The 17,595-nt window shown below is 60.2% G+C and carries 16 protein-coding genes; 11 read left to right on the forward strand and 5 right to left on the reverse strand.

Annotation, left to right across the window (positions count from 1 at the left end):
- A partial coding sequence (locus tag ACRESD_RS03810) for a GntP family permease (RefSeq protein ID WP_431749701.1) occupies positions 1 to 695 on the reverse strand: 695 nt, incomplete at its 3' end.
- Positions 696 to 911: 216 nt separating this feature from the next.
- Between ACRESD_RS03810 and ACRESD_RS03815 the strand changes: the two genes are divergently transcribed.
- The 4 genes from ACRESD_RS03815 to ACRESD_RS03830 all read left to right on the forward strand — a co-directional run bounded on the left by ACRESD_RS03815 (position 912) and on the right by ACRESD_RS03830 (position 7,426).
- Positions 912 to 1,817 (forward strand): cation diffusion facilitator family transporter, encoded by a 906-nt coding sequence (locus tag ACRESD_RS03815; protein WP_431749702.1) that lies wholly within the window; start codon positions 912 to 914, stop codon positions 1,815 to 1,817.
- Positions 1,818 to 1,926: 109 nt separating this feature from the next.
- Positions 1,927 to 3,147: a TolC family protein gene (locus tag ACRESD_RS03820; protein ID WP_431749703.1), complete on the forward strand. Its 1,221-nt coding sequence runs from the start codon at positions 1,927 to 1,929 to the stop codon at positions 3,145 to 3,147.
- 19 nt (positions 3,148 to 3,166) lie between these two features.
- Positions 3,167 to 4,273 (forward strand): efflux RND transporter periplasmic adaptor subunit, encoded by a 1,107-nt coding sequence (locus ACRESD_RS03825; RefSeq protein ID WP_431749704.1) that lies wholly within the window; start codon positions 3,167 to 3,169, stop codon positions 4,271 to 4,273.
- An 18-nt stretch (positions 4,274 to 4,291) separates the two neighbouring features.
- A complete protein-coding gene (locus ACRESD_RS03830; RefSeq protein ID WP_431749705.1) occupies positions 4,292 to 7,426 on the forward strand; it encodes a CusA/CzcA family heavy metal efflux RND transporter in 3,135 nt (1,044 codons plus the stop codon).
- A gap of 145 nt (positions 7,427 to 7,571) precedes the next feature.
- On the opposite strand, the gene ACRESD_RS03835 is transcribed toward ACRESD_RS03830, so the two are convergent.
- From ACRESD_RS03835 to ACRESD_RS03845, 3 genes are all read right to left on the reverse strand, one after another.
- Entirely contained in the window at positions 7,572 to 8,957 is a 1,386-nt protein-coding gene (locus tag ACRESD_RS03835) for a heavy metal sensor histidine kinase (protein WP_431749706.1), read from the reverse strand.
- Positions 8,954 to 9,628, reverse strand: a complete 675-nt coding sequence (locus ACRESD_RS03840) for a heavy metal response regulator transcription factor (protein WP_431749707.1) — start codon at positions 9,626 to 9,628, stop codon at positions 8,954 to 8,956. The genes ACRESD_RS03835 and ACRESD_RS03840 overlap by 4 nt, the downstream gene beginning before the upstream one ends.
- Positions 9,629 to 9,965: 337 nt before the next feature.
- On the reverse strand, positions 9,966 to 11,285 hold the full coding sequence (locus ACRESD_RS03845; protein ID WP_431749708.1) for an OprD family porin: 1,320 nt from the start codon (positions 11,283 to 11,285) through the stop codon (positions 9,966 to 9,968).
- Positions 11,286 to 11,510: 225 nt separating this feature from the next.
- Between ACRESD_RS03845 and ACRESD_RS03850 the strand changes: the two genes are divergently transcribed.
- From ACRESD_RS03850 to ACRESD_RS03860, 3 genes are all read left to right on the forward strand, one after another.
- On the forward strand, positions 11,511 to 11,843 hold the full coding sequence (locus tag ACRESD_RS03850) for a DUF2790 domain-containing protein (RefSeq protein WP_431749709.1): 333 nt from the start codon (positions 11,511 to 11,513) through the stop codon (positions 11,841 to 11,843).
- Between the two features lie 104 nt (positions 11,844 to 11,947).
- On the forward strand, positions 11,948 to 13,264 hold the full coding sequence (locus tag ACRESD_RS03855; RefSeq protein WP_431749710.1) for a methyl-accepting chemotaxis protein: 1,317 nt from the start codon (positions 11,948 to 11,950) through the stop codon (positions 13,262 to 13,264).
- Between the two features lie 52 nt (positions 13,265 to 13,316).
- Positions 13,317 to 13,892, forward strand: coding sequence for a flavin reductase family protein (locus ACRESD_RS03860; protein WP_431749711.1), 576 nt, complete (start codon positions 13,317 to 13,319; stop codon positions 13,890 to 13,892).
- 50 nt (positions 13,893 to 13,942) lie between these two features.
- Here the strand turns inward: ACRESD_RS03860 and ACRESD_RS03865 are convergent, their stop codons facing one another.
- Positions 13,943 to 14,752: an AraC family transcriptional regulator gene (locus tag ACRESD_RS03865; RefSeq protein WP_431749712.1), complete on the reverse strand. Its 810-nt coding sequence runs from the start codon at positions 14,750 to 14,752 to the stop codon at positions 13,943 to 13,945.
- A 189-nt stretch (positions 14,753 to 14,941) separates the two neighbouring features.
- Here ACRESD_RS03865 and ACRESD_RS03870 point away from each other — a divergent pair, with 189 nt between their 5' ends.
- From ACRESD_RS03870 to ddlA, 4 genes are read left to right on the forward strand one after another with little or no spacing between them, the layout of a single operon-like run.
- The gene (locus ACRESD_RS03870) at positions 14,942 to 15,505 is read left to right on the forward strand and encodes a DUF2975 domain-containing protein (RefSeq protein WP_431749713.1); all 564 of its coding nucleotides are present in this window, start codon (positions 14,942 to 14,944) and stop codon (positions 15,503 to 15,505) included.
- A 7-nt stretch (positions 15,506 to 15,512) separates the two neighbouring features.
- Positions 15,513 to 15,734 (forward strand): helix-turn-helix domain-containing protein, encoded by a 222-nt coding sequence (locus ACRESD_RS03875; RefSeq protein WP_431749714.1) that lies wholly within the window; start codon positions 15,513 to 15,515, stop codon positions 15,732 to 15,734.
- Between the two features lie 32 nt (positions 15,735 to 15,766).
- A complete protein-coding gene (locus ACRESD_RS03880) occupies positions 15,767 to 16,405 on the forward strand; it encodes a LysE family translocator (protein WP_431749715.1) in 639 nt (212 codons plus the stop codon).
- Between the two features lie 44 nt (positions 16,406 to 16,449).
- Positions 16,450 to 17,544, forward strand: coding sequence for a D-alanine--D-alanine ligase (gene ddlA / locus ACRESD_RS03885; protein WP_431749716.1), 1,095 nt, complete (start codon positions 16,450 to 16,452; stop codon positions 17,542 to 17,544).
- Positions 17,545 to 17,595 lie beyond the last annotated feature (51 nt).

Genomic DNA, 17,595 nt, shown 5'->3' on the forward strand with positions numbered 1-17,595 from the left:
GCCTTGGGTGGTGCGCTGAATAGCGCACCGATGTCGGCCGGTTCATCCACGTGCAGGCGTTTGGACAGCCAGTTGCCATAGATCGGACCCGCCAGGATCACTGCCGGCACTGCCAGGCAGAAGCCCAGCAACATGGTCAGGCCCAGGTCGGCGTGCAATGCGCCCACCGCGATCAGCGGCCCCGGATGTGGCGGCATCAAGGCGTGCAGGGTGGTCATGCCCGCCAGTGCCGGGATGGCGATTTTCAGCAACGGCTGGTTCGAGCGCTTGGCCATCACGAAGATGATCGGCACCATCATCACCAGGCCCACTTCAAAGAACAACGGCAGGCCGATCACCATGGCGACCAGCGCCATCACCCACGGCAATGATTTGCCCTTGCCCAACCCGAGCAAGGTGGTGGCGATGCGGTCAGCCGCGCCGGATTCGGCCATCAACGCGCCGAGCATCGAGCCCAGCGCAATGATGATGCCGGCTTCACCGAGGATCGCCCCGGCGCCTTTACTGAACGCCTTGGCGACTTCTTCTGGTGGTAACCCAGCGCCGACACCGGCGATAAAGGTGCCGATCAGAATCGACAGGAAGGGCGGCAGCTTGGTCGCGCTGATCAGCACGATGATGCTGGCGATGGCCAGCAGGACGCAGAGCATGAGGCGTGTGTCGTGAACCATCCACGCGGCAGTCGATAACTCCAAAACGGGACTCCTTATCGAACAGGTTGGCTAATATGTTTCTTTTTGTTTCCTGCTCGAAAAGCATACCTGATAGAACTGTTCCAGAGCGTTCATGAGCGATTTTGGTGCGCTTGATGTAACGGTTAGCTGGCGTGCGGATGACAAATTTGCAATGCATGCCCGGAGATTTGGCCTATAGCTCTATGATCAGCGGATTACCCAACAGGAAGACATTTCATGAGCGCAGGACATAACCACGCCCAAGTACGCGCCGGCCACGAACGCAAGCTCTGGTTCGCATTGGGGCTGACCGGCAGCTTCATGATCGCCGAGGTGATCGGTGCCTTCGTCACCGGCAGTCTTGCGCTGCTGTCGGACGCCGCCCACATGATGACCGATGCCCTGGCCCTGGCGATTTCCCTGGTAGCCATCCAGATCGCCAAACGTCCGGCCGATCGCAAGCGCACCTTTGGTTATGCGCGGTTCGAAATCCTGGCGGCGGCGTTCAATGCGCTGCTGTTGTTCGCCGTGGCGTTCTACATCCTCTACGAGGCCTATCAACGGTTGCAGGCCCCGGCTGAAATCCAGTCCACCGGCATGCTGGTGATCGCGGTGCTGGGGCTGATCGTCAACCTGATCTCCATGCGCCTGCTCAGCGCCGCCAGCGGCGAAAGCCTGAACGTGAAGGGCGCGTACCTGGAGGTCTGGAGCGACATGCTCGGTTCCATCGGCGTGATCATCGCGGCGGTGGTGATCATGTTCACTGGTTGGGGTTGGGTCGACTCCGTGGTGGCGGCGGCGATTGGTTTCTGGGTATTGCCACGCACCTGGACCCTGCTCAAGGAAAGCATGAATGTGTTGTTGCAAGGCGTGCCGGATGGGGTCGACATTGATCAGGTCGAGCAGGCCATTGGCAAGGTGCCCGGGGTCAAGGGTGTACACGATTTGCATATCTGGGCGTTGACCAGCGGTAAAAACGTGCTGAGCACCCATCTGGTGGCGGACGCATCGGTGGGCACCGAGCAACAAATCCTCAGCCAGGTGACGGAGTTGCTGCATGAACAATTCGATATTTCCCACGCCACCATTCAGGTCGAGAGTGAAGGTTTTCAACATGATGAGCACGACGAGGTCCACGCCTGATCCTGGCTAACGGATTTGTAATGTTCTGCCCACGGCCCTGATAAGTACCGAAAGCTACATTGCCCCCGCTGGGACACCTCAGCGACTTCATGGGCGTGGAACTTTCGTTATGGCAATTTCCGTAAGAACATTTTTGGGGGCGACGGCGTTGTGGATGGCCGCAAGCGTCGCCCAGGCGCAAACCCTCACCCTCGATTCAGCCCTGCAAACCGCCTTCGCCAACAACCCTGACCTGGCGGCCGCGCAATGGGAAATCGACATTGCCCAAGGCGGTCGCCAACAGGCCGGCTTGATCCCCAATCCCGTGGCCTCCTGGGACGCGGAAGACACTCGCCGCAACAGCCGCACCACCACCGTCAAACTCAGCCAGACCCTGGAACTGGGTGGCAAGCGCGGTGCGCGAATTGACGTGGCGACCCGCGCCCAGGACGCCGCCGCGCTGACCTTGGAACAGCGTCGCAACGGCCTGCGCGCCGAGGTCATCGATAGCTACTACAGTGCCCTGCGCGCCCAGGAGCGCCTCGACCTGGCGCAACGCTCGATGGCCTTGGCCGAGCGCGGACTGGTGGTCGCCAACGGTCGCGTCAGTGCCGGTAAGTCCTCACCCGTGGAAGCCACTCGCGCCCAGGTGCAGCTGTCGGAGATCCGCCTGGAATTGAACCGTGCCCAGGTCGGCCTCACCGATGCCTATCGTCGGCTGGCCGCCAGCACCGGCAGCGCCGCGCCTGACTTCCAGGCCGTCGCCACGCAAAGCCAATCCTCCCCGCCTTTGCCGGCCTCCGCGCAGTTGCTTTCGCGCCTGGAGCAAACCACCGAGTTGCGCCTAGCCGAGTTGCAGATCCTGCAAAGCGAAGCCAGCGTAGGCCTGGAAAAAGCCCAGCGCATTCCCGATCTCGACGTGTCCATCGGCAGCCAATACGACGCCAGCGTGCGTGAGCGGGTGAATGTGGTGGGCGTGTCGATGCCGATTCCGTTGTTCAACCGCAACCAGGGCAACGTGCTCGCTGCCAGCCGCCGCGCGGACCAGGCCCGTGACCTGCGCAATGCCACCGAACTGCGGTTGCGCACCGAAACCCGCCAGGCGCTGGACCTGTGGCAAACCGCGAACACCGAAGTGCAAGCGTTCAACCAGCAGATCCTGCCAGCCGCCCAGCGCGCGGTGGACAGTGCCACCCGTGGCTTCGAGATGGGCAAGTTCAACTTCCTCGATGTGCTTGACGCCCAGCGCACCTTGATCGCGGCTCGCACCCAATACCTCACGGCGACCGCCCAGGCCACTGACGCCTGGGTGCGCATCGAGCGGATTTACGGCGACCTCGCCCGGTTTTGATTTTTTCTGGAGTCTTCTGATGAACAAGAAACGTGGCATGGCGTTCGCCGTCGCCCTGGGCCTGATGCTGTCCGGTTTTGCCAACGCCGACGAAGAGGAAGGCAAGCTCGAACTTACCGAGCAGCAGATCCAGGCCGCCGGCATTCAACTGGTCCAGGCCCAACCCCGTGCGATCAGCACGCTGCTGACGTTGCCCGGAGAAGTACGCTTCGACGAAGACCGCACCTCGCACATCGTCCCGCGTGCGGCTGGCGTGGTGGAGGCGGTCAAGGTCAATCTCGGGCAGTCGGTTAAGAAGGGCGAGCTATTGGCGGTGATCGCCAGCCAGCAAATCTCCGATCAACGTAGCGAGCTGGCCGCCAGCGAGCGTCGTGTCGAGCTGGCGCGCACCACCTTCCAGCGCGAGCGCCAGTTGTGGAAGGACGAAATCTCCGCCGAGCAGGATTACCTGCTGGCGCGCCAGACCTTGCAAGAAGCCGAAATCGCCCTGAACAACGCCCGCCAAAAGATGAACGCCCTCAGCGGCAGCGCAGTCTTGGTCGGCGGCAATCGCTACGAGCTGCGCGCACCGTTTGCCGGTGTGGTGGTGGAAAAACACCTCGGCGTCGGCGAAGTCGTCAGCGAAACCAGCAACGCTTTTACACTCTCGGACCTGTCCCAGGTGTGGGTCACGTTCGGTGTGTTTCCCAAAGACCTGAACAAGGTGCGCATCGGCAAACCGGTGAAAGTCAGCTCCACCGAAATGGGCACCGATGTGCTCGGCACTGTGGCCTATGTCGGCAACCTGCTCGGTGAGCAAACGCGCACTGCCACTGTGCGCGTGAGCGTGCCGAACCCCGACGACGCCTGGCGCCCGGGGCTGTTTGTAACGGTGCAAGTGGCCACCGATACCTACCAGGCCAAGGTCACCGTGCCGCAAACCGCGATCCAGACCGTCGAGGACAAACCCTCGGTATTTGTGCGCACCCCGGACGGTTTCATCACCCGTCATCTTGAACTGGGTGTGAGTGAAAACGGCTACGTCGAAGTGCGCAAAGGCCTCGACGCCGGGGCGCAAGTGGCCACCGTTGGCAGCTTCATCCTCAAGTCCGAATTGGGCAAAGGCTCGGCCGAACACGCCCATTGATCCTGCGAGTGATTTCCCATGTTTGAGCGCCTTATCCAATTCGCCATCGAGCAGCGCATCATTGTGCTGCTGGCGGTGCTGTTGATGGCCGGTGTCGGCATCGCCAGCTATCAGAAGTTACCCATTGACGCCGTGCCCGATATCACCAACGTGCAGGTGCAGATCAACTCGGCGGCGGCCGGGTTTTCGCCGTTGGAAACCGAGCAGCGCATCACCTTTCCTATCGAAACGGCCATGGCCGGGTTGCCGGGGTTGCAGCAGACGCGTTCGTTGTCGCGTTCTGGTTTGTCCCAAGTCACGGTGATTTTCAAGGATGGCACCGACCTGTTCTTTGCCCGTCAATTGGTCAACGAGCGCCTACAAGTGGCCCGCGAGCAATTACCCGAGGGTATTGAAACGGCCATGGGGCCGATTTCCACTGGCCTTGGGGAAATTTTCCTGTGGACCGTCGAGGCCGAGGAGGGCGCACTCAAGGATGACGGTACGCCCTACACACCGACCGACTTGCGGGTGATCCAGGACTGGATCATCAAGCCGCAACTGCGCAACGTTCCGGGCGTGGCGGAGATCAACACCATCGGTGGTTTCGCCAAGGAATATCAGATCGCGCCGGACCCCAAGCGCCTGGCGGCCTACAACCTGACCTTGGGCGATCTGGTCACGGCGCTGGAACGCAACAACGCCAACGTCGGTGCCGGCTACATCGAGCGCAGCGGTGAGCAATTGCTGATTCGAGCGCCGGGGCAAGTGGCGTCCATCGACGACATCGCCAACATCGTCATCACCACGTCGGACGGCACGCCGATCCGTGTGCGCAATGTGGCTCAGGTCGAGATCGGCCGTGAATTGCGCACCGGTGCCGCCACGGAAAACGGCCGTGAAGTGGTGTTGGGCACAGTGTTCATGTTGATCGGTGAAAACAGCCGCACCGTGTCCCAGGCGGTGGCGAAGAAGCTGGAAGAGATCAACCGCTCGCTGCCCGAAGGTGTGGTCGCCGTCACCGTCTATGACCGCACCAACCTGGTGGAAAAAGCCATTGCCACGGTGAAGAAGAACCTTTTCGAAGGCGCGCTGCTGGTGGTCGCAGTGCTGTTCCTGTTCCTCGGCAATATCCGTGCGGCGCTGATCACCGCCATGGTGATTCCGCTGGCGATGCTGTTCACCTTTACCGGCATGTTCACCAACAAAGTCAGCGCCAACCTGATGAGCCTCGGCGCGCTGGACTTCGGCATTATCGTCGACGGCGCGGTGGTGATCGTCGAGAACGCCATCCGCCGCTTGGCCCATGCGCAACATCGTCATGGGCGCCTGTTGACCCGCAGCGAGCGCCTGCATGAAGTGTTCGCGGCGGCCAAGGAAGCGCGGCGTGCGCTGATCTTCGGGCAACTGATCATCATGGTGGTGTACCTGCCGATCTTCGCCCTCACGGGGGTGGCTGGGAAGATGTTCCACCCCATGGCGTTCACCGTGGTGATCGCCTTGCTCGGCGCGATGATTCTGTCGGTGACGTTTGTACCGGCAGCGATTGCGCTGTTCGTTACCGGTAAGGTCAAGGAAGAAGAAAACCTGGTGATGCGCACCGCTCGCCGGGCGTATGCGCCCGTGTTGGATTGGGTGATGGCGCGCCGCTCGGTGGTGTTTGGCCTGGCGGTGCTGACCATCATCGCCTCCGGTGCGGTCGCCAGCCGCATGGGCAGTGAATTTATCCCCAGCCTCAGCGAGGGCGACTTCGCCCAACAGGCCCTGCGCGTGCCAGGCACCAGCCTGACGCAATCGGTGCAGATGCAGCAGCAGTTGGAAAAAACCTTGATCGCCCAGGTGCCGGAAATCGAGCGCGTGTTTGCCCGTACCGGCACCGCGGAAATCGCCTCGGACCCGATGCCGCCGAATATCTCTGACAGCTACGTGATGCTCAAACCCAAGGACCAATGGCCGAACCCGAAGAAGTCCCGCGAGGCGATCATTGCCGATATCCAGCGGGCCAGCGCGATTGTGCCGGGCAGTGCGTATGAACTGTCGCAGCCGATCCAGCTGCGATTCAACGAACTGATTTCCGGGGTACGCAGTGATGTGGCGGTGAAGGTGTTTGGTGACGACATGGCGGTGCTGAACAAGACCGCCGAGGAAATTGCAGAGACCCTGAAAAAGCTGACGGGCGCCTCGGAAGTGAAGGTGGAGCAGACTTCTGGACTGCCGGTGCTGACCATCAATATTGACCGTGACAAGGCTGCGCGTTTTGGCCTGAATGTGGGCGATGTGCAGGACACCATTGCCGTCGCCGTAGGCGGGCGACAAGCCGGTACATTGTATGAAGGCGACCGTCGTTTTGACATGGTCGTGCGTTTGTCCGACGCGCTGCGTACCGATATCGACGGGCTGTCGCGGCTGTTGATCCCGGTGCCGGCAATGGCTGGCAATGGGGCGACACAGTTGGGCTTTATTGCCTTGTCGCAGGTTGCCAGCCTGGACCTGGTGCTTGGCCCGAACCAGATCAGCCGTGAGAACGGTAAGCGCCTGGTGATCGTCAGCGCCAACGTGCGCGGGCGGGATATTGGCTCATTCGTCGAAGAGGCCGAGGCGGCCATCGGTGCCCAAGTGAAGGTGCCGGCAGGCTATTGGACGACCTGGGGCGGCCAGTTCGAGCAGCTCAAGGAAGCGTCCGAGCGTTTGCGCATTGTGGTGCCGGTGGCGTTGCTGCTGGTGTTCGGGTTGTTGTTCATGATGTTCAACAACCTCAAGGATGGCTTGTTGGTGTTCACCGGGATTCCGTTCGCGTTGACGGGTGGGATCATGGCCCTGTGGTTGCGGGATATTCCGCTGTCGATCTCGGCGGGGGTGGGCTTTATCGCGTTGTCCGGGGTGGCGGTGCTCAACGGGCTGGTGATGATTGCGTTCATCCGCAACCTGAGGGAGGAAGGGCGCTCACTCTCAACGGCGGTCAACGAAGGTGCATTGACCCGCTTGCGCCCGGTGCTGATGACCGCGTTGGTGGCGTCCCTCGGGTTCATCCCCATGGCGCTCGCCACCGGCACCGGTGCCGAAGTGCAACGGCCGTTGGCGACGGTGGTGATCGGCGGGATTATTTCGTCGACGTTACTGACCTTGCTGGTGCTGCCGGCGCTGTACCAGTGGGCGCATCGCAAGGAAGAGTGATCATTGTAGTGAGCGGGCTTGCCCCGCGTTGGGTGGCGAAGCCGCCCTAAAACCTGCTCGCGCGTTCTACCTGACACAACGCGGCGGTCTTATTGGGGCGGCTTCACCGCCCAACGCGGGGCAAGCCCGCTCACTACAAAGCAATTCACGCGAGTGGGAAGACCAGCCGAAACAGCGTGAAACCACCGGGCAGGCTGCGTACGTCGGCCTGCCCCTGGTGCAGGGTCATGATCGACCGCACGATGGCCAGTCCCAGGCCGGTGCCGCCCTCGGTGCGGGCGCGACTGCTGTCGACACGGTAGAAACGTTCGAACAGGTGCGGCAGGTGCTGGGCTTCGATGCCTGGGCCGGGGTTGCTCACCGACACGCAGACGTTGTTGCCATAGGCTTCCACCAGCAATGAAATATGCGAACCCACCGGGGTGTGGCGGATGGCATTGGACAGCAGGTTGGACAGCGCGCGCTGGATCATCAGGCGGTCGCCCTGCACGTGGGCGTCGCCGCTCAAGGTCAGGGTCAGTTGCTTGTCTTCGGCACTTAGCGCAAACAGCTCCATGACTCGATGGGCTTCATCGGCCAGGGACACGGTTGTAAACGAAGCGCGCGCAGCTGGATGGCTGACCTGGGCAAGAAACAGCATGTCGCTGACGATACGTCCCAGGCGCTCCAGCTCTTCAGTGTTGGATTCCAGCACGGCCTTGTATTCCTCCGGTGGTCGCTGGCGTGACAGCGTCACCTGGGCCTTGCCCATCAGGTTGGTCAGGGGCGCGCGCAATTCGTGGGCGAGGTCATCGGAGAATTGCGACAGCTGCTGCACTCCGGCGTCCAGGCGGTCGAGCATTACGTTGAAGCCTTGCGCCAGCTCGCCCAGTTCCTTGGGCAGGTTGTCGACGGACAAGCGATGGGTCAGGTCCTGGGTGGTGACTTTGGCCGCCACCTGGCTGAACTGCTTCAACGGCGCGAGACCGCGCTGTACCAACCACCAGGCGCCCATGCCGATGAGGATCAACAACAGGGGCAGCGCGATGACGGTGGCACGCAGGTAGGCGCTGAGCAGGGCCTGGTCGTCCATGCGATCCAAGGACAACACCACCCGCACACGTTCGCCGCTGGCCAGGCGCATCAGGCTGGAGGCACTGAGTATCTGGTTACCGTAATTGTCTGTCCAGTTCAGGTAGCCGAGGGTTTCACGAGGCTTGAAGTCAGTCAGCAACGGTTCTTGCGGCTTGGCGCCGACGCTCAGCAGGACGGTGTTGTCGGGCGCGGTGCCGATGATGGTCAGGTAGAAGTTGTCGTGGCCCATCACCAGATCCATCAGCGAATGCGGGCGCGCGCGGATGGCGTGGGCGTCCAGGCCCAGGGCGAGGCTGTGCTGGATCTGTTCCATCTTGCTTTCCAGCCCCTTGCGCGCCAGTTTTTCCAGCTCGTGGGTGAGGGCCAGATAGGCCAGGGTCGCCAGCAGCAAGACCAGGCCTGCGCCCATCAGGCTGACGGTCAGGCCCAGTCGCATCGACAAACTGCCGGTTTTCATGCGCGAGCCTCCAGCACGTAACCCACACCGCGAATCGTGTGGATCAGCTTGATTTCGCTCTGGTCATCGACCTTGGCGCGCAGGCGGCTGATGGACACTTCAACTACGTTAGTGTCGCAGTCGAAGTTCATGTCCCACACCAGGGAAATGATCTGTGTACGGGTCAGGACTTCACCGGTCTGGCGCATCAGCACTTGCAACAGGGCGAATTCCTTGGTGGTCAGGTCGATACGCCGGGTGCCGCGATAGGCGCGATGGCGGCGCGGGTCCAACTCAAGGTCTGACACGCGAAACACTTCCGGCTGGGGGATATGTTCGCTGCGCCGCAGTAGCGTGCGCACCCGTGCCAGCAGTTCGGGAAATTCGAAGGGTTTGACCAGGTAGTCATCGGCGCCCATGTCCAGGCCCTTGATCTTGTCGGCCAGCCGGCCACGGGCGGTCAGCATCATCACGCGCTGGGTGCCGTTGCGGCGTAATTGCTCCAGCACTTCCCAGCCATCTTTGCCGGGCAGGTTGACGTCGAGGATCACCAGTTCATAGGCGTGTTGCCCGGCCAGGTGCAAGCCGTCGATGCCATTGTTGGCGCAGTCGACTACGTAGCCGCTTTCGTTCAAGCCCTGCTGCAGGTAGTCGGCGGTTTTTTGTTCGTCCTCAACCACAAGGATACGCATGGGGATTTACCTATTACGAAGAGAAGAGAGGGCCATTTCCTTATGGAGGTTGCTGTTGGGGGAGTAGGAAAATTCTGAACCGTGAAGTAGCTTCAGGGTCAACTGCGACCATCGGCCGCACAAAGCCGGGTTCAAAAAAAACGCCCCAAGCGGGGCGTTAAAAATTCATCTCTTTCCAAAGGAGCTACACAAAAGCTTCAGAGATGAATGTGCTCGGTGAATAAGTTGAGGCCAGTATAGGAAGATCAACTTAACGAGAAGGTGAGGCCAATATTACAGTTTTGATAACTGGGTAGTTGTGAACAGATGTTAGTTAACGGCGAACGAATGTAATCACTTACAGCGCCACCAGTGGATATTCGGCAATCAAGCGCACTTCTTCCAAGTCCGACTCGAATGCACTGGAGCGTACCGTGGCCTGGCGCAAGCGCAGTGATAGATCTTTCAGGGTGCCGCTTTGCACCACGTATTTGGCTTCGATATCGCGCTCCCAGCGACGCTGGTCGGTCAGCGGATTGCCAGCAGCGTCACGGCGCATGTAGACGGCGTTGGCGTTGCTGTAGTCGGCGCCGGTGCCTTTGCCGTAGCGGGTCATGAACGACAGGCCGGGGATACCGAACGGCTGCATGTCCAGGTCATATCGCACCATCCACGAGCGCTCCTTGGGTGAGTTGAAGTCGCTGTACTGGATCGAGTTGTTGAGGAAAATCGAGTCTGACTGGCGCAGGTAATCGAAGTCGTCGTCGCCATTGTTGCGCTGGTGCGAAATGGCCACGCTGTGGGCGCCGACCTTGACCCCGAGCCTGGCGCTCCAGATGTTGTTATCGAATTCACCCAGTCGTTTTTTACCTTCGTCCACGGCCTTGTAATAGTTGAAGTCACCGAACACTGAGACGTCATCGTTCAGCGGATAGCTGGCGGCGCTGCCGAAATAATACTGGTCCCAGGCGTCCTTCAGGCGGCTACTGTACAGGCTCACGCTGAGGTGTTTGTTGAGCTGGTAATCACCGCCGAAATAGCCGATCCAGGGCGAGTCTACCTTGCCCGCATAGAAGGTCGCGAAGCCGTTGTTCATGCCACTTTCATTGGGCTGGCTCATGCCGCTCAAGCGTCCGCCTTGCAGGCTCAGGCCCTCGATGCTGGTGTTTTGCGCGGTCACGCCACGAAAGCTTTCCGGCAACAAACGCGAGTCGCCGTACGCCACCACTGGGGTGAGCGGGAACACGTCGCCGGCCTTGATCACGGTGTCGAGCACACGCAATTTCAGCGCGCCGCCGACTTTGCTGTAGCTGTTTTCAGGGTGGTTGTCGCTGTCCACCGGTAGCACGCCGAACGAGCCCTTGCCACCGCTGCGGCCGGTGCCCGAGTCGAGTTGCAGGCCGTACATGGCGAAGGCGTCCAGGCCGAACCCCACTGTGCCTTGGGTAAAGCCGGATTCGAATTTGCCAATCAGCCCTTGCGCCCAGGCTTCGGAATAACCATTGCCGGTGGGGCTGGACTGGCCCTTGCGATCATCGCGGTTGAAGTAGAAATTTCGTGCCAGCACGTTGACGCTGCTGCCTTCGATAAATCCTTCGGGCTTTTCCTCCGCGGCCACGGCGGCCAGGGGCAATGCGGCAATCAACGAAAAGGGAAGGGTGTAGTGACGGATACTCATGGTTCGCTCCTTGGTATTGGCAGTTATCGGCTTCTTATGGGGGCGGGAGTTTTTATTGATCTGGCCCGGGCTGATAGTTGCAAACGTCAGATAACAAGGAAGTGGCTTGAACATTACAATTTTGGAAGCTCACGGCGACCTAACAAATAAGTAATGTTCTGGTGAACATGGCGTCAGGGTTCGTTGGTTAATCTCGGCACTGAACTTTCAGACGAGGAACCTGTGATGAACTTTTATAAAATTGGCCTGGGTATATTAACGGCAGTCCTGTCTTTTGGCGCATTGGCCGAAGGCGGCGGGGATCGCACTTTTGCCCTGATGATGGAGCGCAATGAAAAGGCCATGGCCGATTACGCGGCCAAGGTCGGCAAGCCGGTGCCCGAGGTACAGACGTATCGCTACGGCATGAAGCTGGACATTGCCAACGTGGTCAACGTGACGCCACCGATCCGCTCATGTAACCCGGTGCCATCGCGCATGACCTATGAGGACTCCACCGGCAAGCTCAATACCCTGGAGTACCAAGTGATGGGGGTGTGCCGGAACAATGGCGGCTAATGGATCCAAAAATATAGTTGGCTCTGGGGCTAAAGCCCTCTTCAGAAAACGCCAGCAGCGCCGATGCAGGCAGATCCCTGTCCTCATTTGATCATCGGTGCCCCATGTTCAACAGCCGTTTGAAACAGGAGCTGTCGGCTCTTCGCGAAGAGTTGTCCAGCTTGCAACAGGTCAAGGAGAGCCTGGAAAGCGAAATGATCACGATGACCCTGGACCCAGAGGGCCGTATCGCGTCGGTTAACACCATCTTCCTTCAGGAGATGGCGTATCAAGGCACCCAATTGCAGGGGCGCTTGATCGACGAACTGGTGCCGGCCCACGTGCGTCAGGACGAATTCCAGCAGCGTTTCAAGAACGCTCTGGTGCGCGGCGAGCACTTCGCCGGCACCGTGCGTCTGATGCGCGGTAATGGCAAGGAAGCGTGGTTGCGTTCGATCGTGCAGCCGGTGCGCAGTTCGGATGGGCGGATCAAGCATTTTTCGATCTACTCCAGCGACCTGACCCGCACCATCGAGGCCTCGCGTGAGCATGAAAACCTGATCACCGCATTGATCCGCTCCACCGCGGTGATCGAGTTCGACCTCGGCGGCCATGTGCTCACGGCCAACGAGCGCTTCCTGAGTGGCATGGGCTACAGCCTCGCGCAGATCCAGGGCAAGCATCACCGCATGTTCTGCGAACCGGAGGAGTACAACAGCGCCGACTACCAGCAGTTCTGGAAGCGGTTGAACGCCGGTGAGTTCGTTGCGGCCCGCTTCAAGCGGGTGGACAGCCATGGCCGCGTGGTGTGGCTGGAAGCGACCTACAACCCGGTGCTGGATGCCAATGATCGGTTGTACAAGGTGGTCAAGTTCGCCACGGTGATCACCGACCAGGTCAACCAGGAACAGGCCGTGGCCGAGGCCGCCAACATTGCCTACAGCACTTCCCTGCAGACCGACAATAGCGCCCAGCGTGGCACCACCGTCGTGACCCAGGCGGTGGACGTGATGCGTGACCTGGCCAAGCACATGCAGCAGGCCGGCGAAGGTATTGAGGCGTTGAACGAGCAGTCCCAGGTGATCGGCACCATCGTCAAGACCATCAGCGGCATTGCCGAACAGACCAACCTGCTGGCGCTCAACGCAGCCATCGAGGCGGCCCGTGCCGGTGAGCAGGGCCGAGGTTTCGCGGTGGTGGCGGATGAAGTTCGCCAGTTGGCCTCACGCACCAGCAAAGCCACCGAGGAAATTGTCGGTGTGGTGCGTCAGAACCAGGACATGGCCCGCGACGCGGTCGCCCTGATGACCGAAGGCCGCCAGCAAGCCGAACAGGGCCTGGCGCTGGCGGCCGAGGCGGGCACAGTGATCGTGGAGATCCAGGACGGTGCACAGAAGGTGGTCAGCGCGGTCGGGCAGTTCGCCAATCAGCTGTCGAGCTGAGCGTAGGGCTCAGGTATCGTAGGTTCTTTCCTGCATGAAGAGCCGACCCTCCATGAGCCCTACTCACCGTCGCCCCGTTCCCCTGACCAAAGCCTACCGCTTGCTCAACCACGGGCCGACCGTGTTGGTGAGCGCGGCTTTCGAGGGCAAGCGCAATATCATGGCTGCCGCTTGGGCCATGCCGTTGGATTTCGATCCACCGAAAGTTGCGGTGGTGTTGGACAAGTCCACCTGGACCCGCCAACTGCTGGAAGGTGCCGGTACCTTCGTGCTCCAAGTGCCGTGCGTGGCCCAGGCTGACCTGGTGCAGACGGTCGGCAATACCACCGGCGCCGACACGGACAAGTTCGCCACCTACGGCCTACACACCTTTAGCGGTGAGTACACCGAAGCACCGCTGCTGGAAGGTTGCGTGGCCTGGTTGGAATGCCGCTTGCTGCCCGAACCCCATAACCAGCAGGCCTACGATCTGTTCTTGGGCGAAGTGGTCGCAGCCTATGCCGATGCGCGCGTGTTCAGCGAGGGGCATTGGCACTTCGAAGGTCATGATGAGCTGCGGACCTTGCATCATATTGCAGGCGGGAATTTCCTGACCATTGGTGAGCCGATTGTCGGGCGTCAGCTGTAGCCCTGAACCCGCCGAACTCGGTGCAAGAAAAACATATCGAGTCAGTTTTTTCAGCGCCCGAGCATCTTCACCCAGCGCGACGGCGGCATGCCGTAGGTGCTGCGAAATTGCCGGGTCATGTGGCTCTGGTCGGTGAAGCCGGCCGTCAGTGCTGCGTCAACCAAGGATTGGCCCTGGGCCAGCAGACTGCGCACCAAGTCCAGCCGGCGCATGGTCAAGTAGCGATAAGGGCTGGTGCCGAACAACAAGCGAAAATCCCGGGATAACGCCCAGCGATCACGGCCGCAGTGATCGGCCATTTCATCCAGGGTGATGCTGCGGCCCAGGGCGCTGTGGATAAATTCACGGGCACGCTCGGCGGCCACGTAATCGAAGGACTTGCGACTGACGACGGCGCCCGACGCCGCGTTCAGCGTTTGCGCCAGGTCGAACAGAGCGTCCTGTTCCTGCATCGGGTCGATCGGGCAGTCCAGGCTTTGCAGCAACACTTCGCTGGCGCGAAACAGCCGGGGGTCTGTGGATAAGCCATTGTGGATAAATGGCAGCGGCCGGCCACCGAGAATCTGCTGGATCAACGCCGGCTCCACGTAAATCATGCGGTACTTGAAACCTTCCACGCTGCTGGCGCGGCCGTCATGGGTTTCGTCCGGATGAATCACCATCGTCGTGCCGGGCAGGCTATGGGTCATGCTGCCCCGATAGTGATAGCTCTGCACGCCAAACAACGTACGCCCGATGGCGTAGGTGTCATGGCGATGGGGGTCGAACGCAAATCCGGCGAAGTACGCCTCGATGCGGTCCAGGCCGCTGGCGTGCGGGGAGCGGTGCAGCCAGTCAAGGGTGGAAGTGGGTTGGCCCATGGTGACTTGTCACAAATAGAGGTGGGAACACGTTAACCCAGTCTGCGTGGATTGTGGGGCGAGGTTCTTGAACGATTGTGCAGGTTTTTCATGTGTGACGACGTTTAGTATCGTTTTTTAATAAATTATTATTGTTTTACGATAATTTTTTGGCTATTTTGCCTCGACATTAATTCAACGAGGCTGCTTATGAACACTCAACGTCTTGCCCTGCTCAGCCAGCGAATGTCAGTGATCACGCTGTTGCTGATTGTCGGCATGCTGGCCCTGAATGCGGCTGTGTGGTTGTTTCCGGTATTGAGTTCCTCCACTGACGGGCTGGGTTTTGGCTTCGCGCTGAGTGATCGCCTGATCCTGGGGCGTGCAGATCAGGTGGCCCTGTTTCCGTTATGGCAGACCTTGGGGGCGATTGTGCTGTCCAGCATTCCGTTGTTGGCTCTGGGCTGTGGCCTGAATCATCTGCGCAAGCTGTTCCAGCGCTATGCGCGGGGCGAGTACTTTTCCAGCGCGGCGGCGTCGCACTTGGGCAAGGTTGGGAAAGCTGTCGCGATTTGGGTCTTGCTGGACTTTCTATGTGAGCCATTGCTAAGCATGTGGGTGACAATGAATGAGCCGGTCGGCCAGCGCTTGATCAGCCTGAGCGTGACGGCGCCCAGCTTTGTGGCGCTGTTTCTGGCAGCCTGTATCGCGGTGATTGCGCGTATTCTGTGGCAAGCCAGTGAAGTCGATTCCGAAAACCGCACCTTTGTTTGAGATAGACATGCCCATCGTGATTGAGCTGGACGTCATGCTTGCCCGGCGCAAGGTCAAATCCAAGGACCTGGCGGCCGCCATCGGGATTACCGAACAGAACCTGTCGTTGCTCAAACAAGGCAAGGTCAAAGGGATACGGTTGGGGACGCTGGATGCCATCTGCGCCTATCTGGAGTGCCAACCCGGTGATCTGTTGGTGTACACGCCGGAACCTCAGGCCGAGCGATAACGGTTAACGAATTTTCGAACAGGGGACAACCTATGCAGCTTTCACACTGGGTATACACCGCGCCGTTGCTGTCGTTGGCGTTGCTCTGGATCGTTGCCGTTGTCACGCCGGGGCCTAACTTCTTCAACATCGCCCAGTTGGCCGCCAACGCTTCGCGCCGTCATGGTGTGGCGGCCTCGGCAGGCGTGGCGTCGGGGACAGTCTTATGGGGGCTGGCCGGTGGCCTGGGCATCAAGTCGTTGTTTACGGCGGCGCCCATGCTGTACCTGGCGTTCAAGATTATCGGCGGCTGCTACCTGATTTATCTGGGGTTCAAACTGTTCAAGCGCTCGGTGCCCATCGCCAGCCAGGGCCCATTGATGGATGAGCATCGGCGTTCGCTGTTTTCGGCTTGGCGCCTGGGGTTGCTCGGTAACTTGTCCAACCCCAAATCGGCGCTGTTTGTCGCGACTATCTTCGCTTCGACCATGCCACCTTCACCGTCACCGTTGTTACTGACGCTGGCGGTGATCGTCATGGCCTCCTTGTCGTTCAGTTGGTACTGCGCCGTTGCCCTGGTGTTTTCCAGCGAGCGCATGGCCAACCTCTACAGCCGCTCGCGCAAGTGGCTCGATCGCTTTGCCGGTGGTTGCTATGTGCTGTTCGGTGCACATCTGCTGGCGAATCGCTGACCGACCGTGGTAAGAAGCCTTACTTTCAACAGTGAGGCCGGGTCATGAGCAAGGTGCGGGTAGGTATTATTTTTGGTGGTCGTTCGGCCGAGCACGAAGTCTCGCTGCAGTCGGCGCGCAATATCGTCGACGCCCTGGACCGCACGCGCTTCGAGCCGGTCCTGATCGGCATCGACAAGGCCGGCCACTGGCACCTCAATGACACTTCGAACTTCCTGATCAACCAGGAAAATCCGGCGCTGATCGCCCTTAACCAGTCCAACCGTGAGTTGGCGGTGGTGCCAGGCAAGGCCGGCCAGCAAGTGGTGGAAACCTCCGGGCAGGGTCCGCTGGAACACATCGACGTGATCTTCCCCATCGTCCACGGCACTCTCGGTGAGGACGGTTGCCTGCAAGGTTTGCTGCGCATGGCCGACCTGCCTTTCGTCGGCTCCGATGTCCTCGGCTCCGCAGTGTGCATGGACAAGGACGTCAGCAAACGCCTGCTGCGTGATGCAGGCATTGCTGTCACGCCGTTTATCACCCTGACCCGTCGCAATGCGGCGCGTACGTCTTTTGACACGGCGGTGAAAAAGCTCGGCTTGCCGATGTTTGTCAAACCTGCCAACCAGGGGTCTTCGGTGGGCGTGAGCAAAGTCGCCAGCGAAACCGAGTACCACGCCGCCGTTGAACTCGCCTTGGGTTTTGATGAGAAAGTGTTGGTGGAGTCCGCCGTGCAAGGTCGTGAGATCGAATGCGCCGTGTTGGGCAATGACAACCCTATCGCCAGCGGCTGTGGCGAGATTGTGGTGAGCAACGGTTTCTACTCCTACGACAGCAAATACATCGACGCCCTGGCCGCCCAAGTAGTGGTGCCGGCTGATATCAGCCATGACGCCAGCGAGCGTATTCGCCAGTTGGCTATCGAAGCATTCGAGGTGTTGGGCTGCTCGGGACTGGCCCGGGTCGATGTGTTTCTCACCGAGGACGGTGAAGTACTGATCAATGAAATCAACTCGCTACCCGGTTTCACCCGCATCAGCATGTACCCCAAGCTGTGGCAGGCGGCAGGGATGAGTTACAGCGAGTTGGTGAGCCGCTTGATCGAGCTGGCGTTGGAAAAGCATGCAGGGCGTAAAGGGCTGAAGATCAATCGTTGATTGATCAGCCGGCGGGATGTTTTGTAGTGAGCGGGCTTGCCCGCGCTGGGC

Origin of the sequence: Pseudomonas sp. (assembly GCF_050739995.1) — a bacterium.
Classification (GTDB): Bacteria; Pseudomonadota; Gammaproteobacteria; order Pseudomonadales; family Pseudomonadaceae; genus Aquipseudomonas.

Bases quoted from the DNA above. Each gene is read 5' to 3' on its own strand.
- ACRESD_RS03825 (WP_431749704.1), top strand. From the start codon at position 3,167: ATGAACAAGAAACGTGGCATGGCGTTCGCCGTCGCCCTGGGCCTGATG.
- ACRESD_RS03850 (WP_431749709.1), top strand. From the start codon at position 11,511: ATGAACTTTTATAAAATTGGCCTGGGTATATTAACGGCAGTCCTGTCT.
- ACRESD_RS03830 (WP_431749705.1), top strand. From the start codon at position 4,292: ATGTTTGAGCGCCTTATCCAATTCGCCATCGAGCAGCGCATCATTGTG.
- ACRESD_RS03845 (WP_431749708.1), bottom strand. From the start codon at position 11,285: ATGAGTATCCGTCACTACACCCTTCCCTTTTCGTTGATTGCCGCATTG.
- ACRESD_RS03865 (WP_431749712.1), bottom strand. From the start codon at position 14,752: ATGGGCCAACCCACTTCCACCCTTGACTGGCTGCACCGCTCCCCGCAC.
- ACRESD_RS03840 (WP_431749707.1), bottom strand. From the start codon at position 9,628: ATGCGTATCCTTGTGGTTGAGGACGAACAAAAAACCGCCGACTACCTG.
- ACRESD_RS03855 (WP_431749710.1), top strand. From the start codon at position 11,948: ATGTTCAACAGCCGTTTGAAACAGGAGCTGTCGGCTCTTCGCGAAGAG.
- ACRESD_RS03860 (WP_431749711.1), top strand. From the start codon at position 13,317: ATGAGCCCTACTCACCGTCGCCCCGTTCCCCTGACCAAAGCCTACCGC.
- ddlA (WP_431749716.1), top strand. From the start codon at position 16,450: ATGAGCAAGGTGCGGGTAGGTATTATTTTTGGTGGTCGTTCGGCCGAG.
- ACRESD_RS03815 (WP_431749702.1), top strand. From the start codon at position 912: ATGAGCGCAGGACATAACCACGCCCAAGTACGCGCCGGCCACGAACGC.
- ACRESD_RS03820 (WP_431749703.1), top strand. From the start codon at position 1,927: ATGGCAATTTCCGTAAGAACATTTTTGGGGGCGACGGCGTTGTGGATG.
- ACRESD_RS03870 (WP_431749713.1), top strand. From the start codon at position 14,942: ATGAACACTCAACGTCTTGCCCTGCTCAGCCAGCGAATGTCAGTGATC.
- ACRESD_RS03875 (WP_431749714.1), top strand. From the start codon at position 15,513: ATGCCCATCGTGATTGAGCTGGACGTCATGCTTGCCCGGCGCAAGGTC.
- ACRESD_RS03835 (WP_431749706.1), bottom strand. From the start codon at position 8,957: ATGAAAACCGGCAGTTTGTCGATGCGACTGGGCCTGACCGTCAGCCTG.
- ACRESD_RS03880 (WP_431749715.1), top strand. From the start codon at position 15,767: ATGCAGCTTTCACACTGGGTATACACCGCGCCGTTGCTGTCGTTGGCG.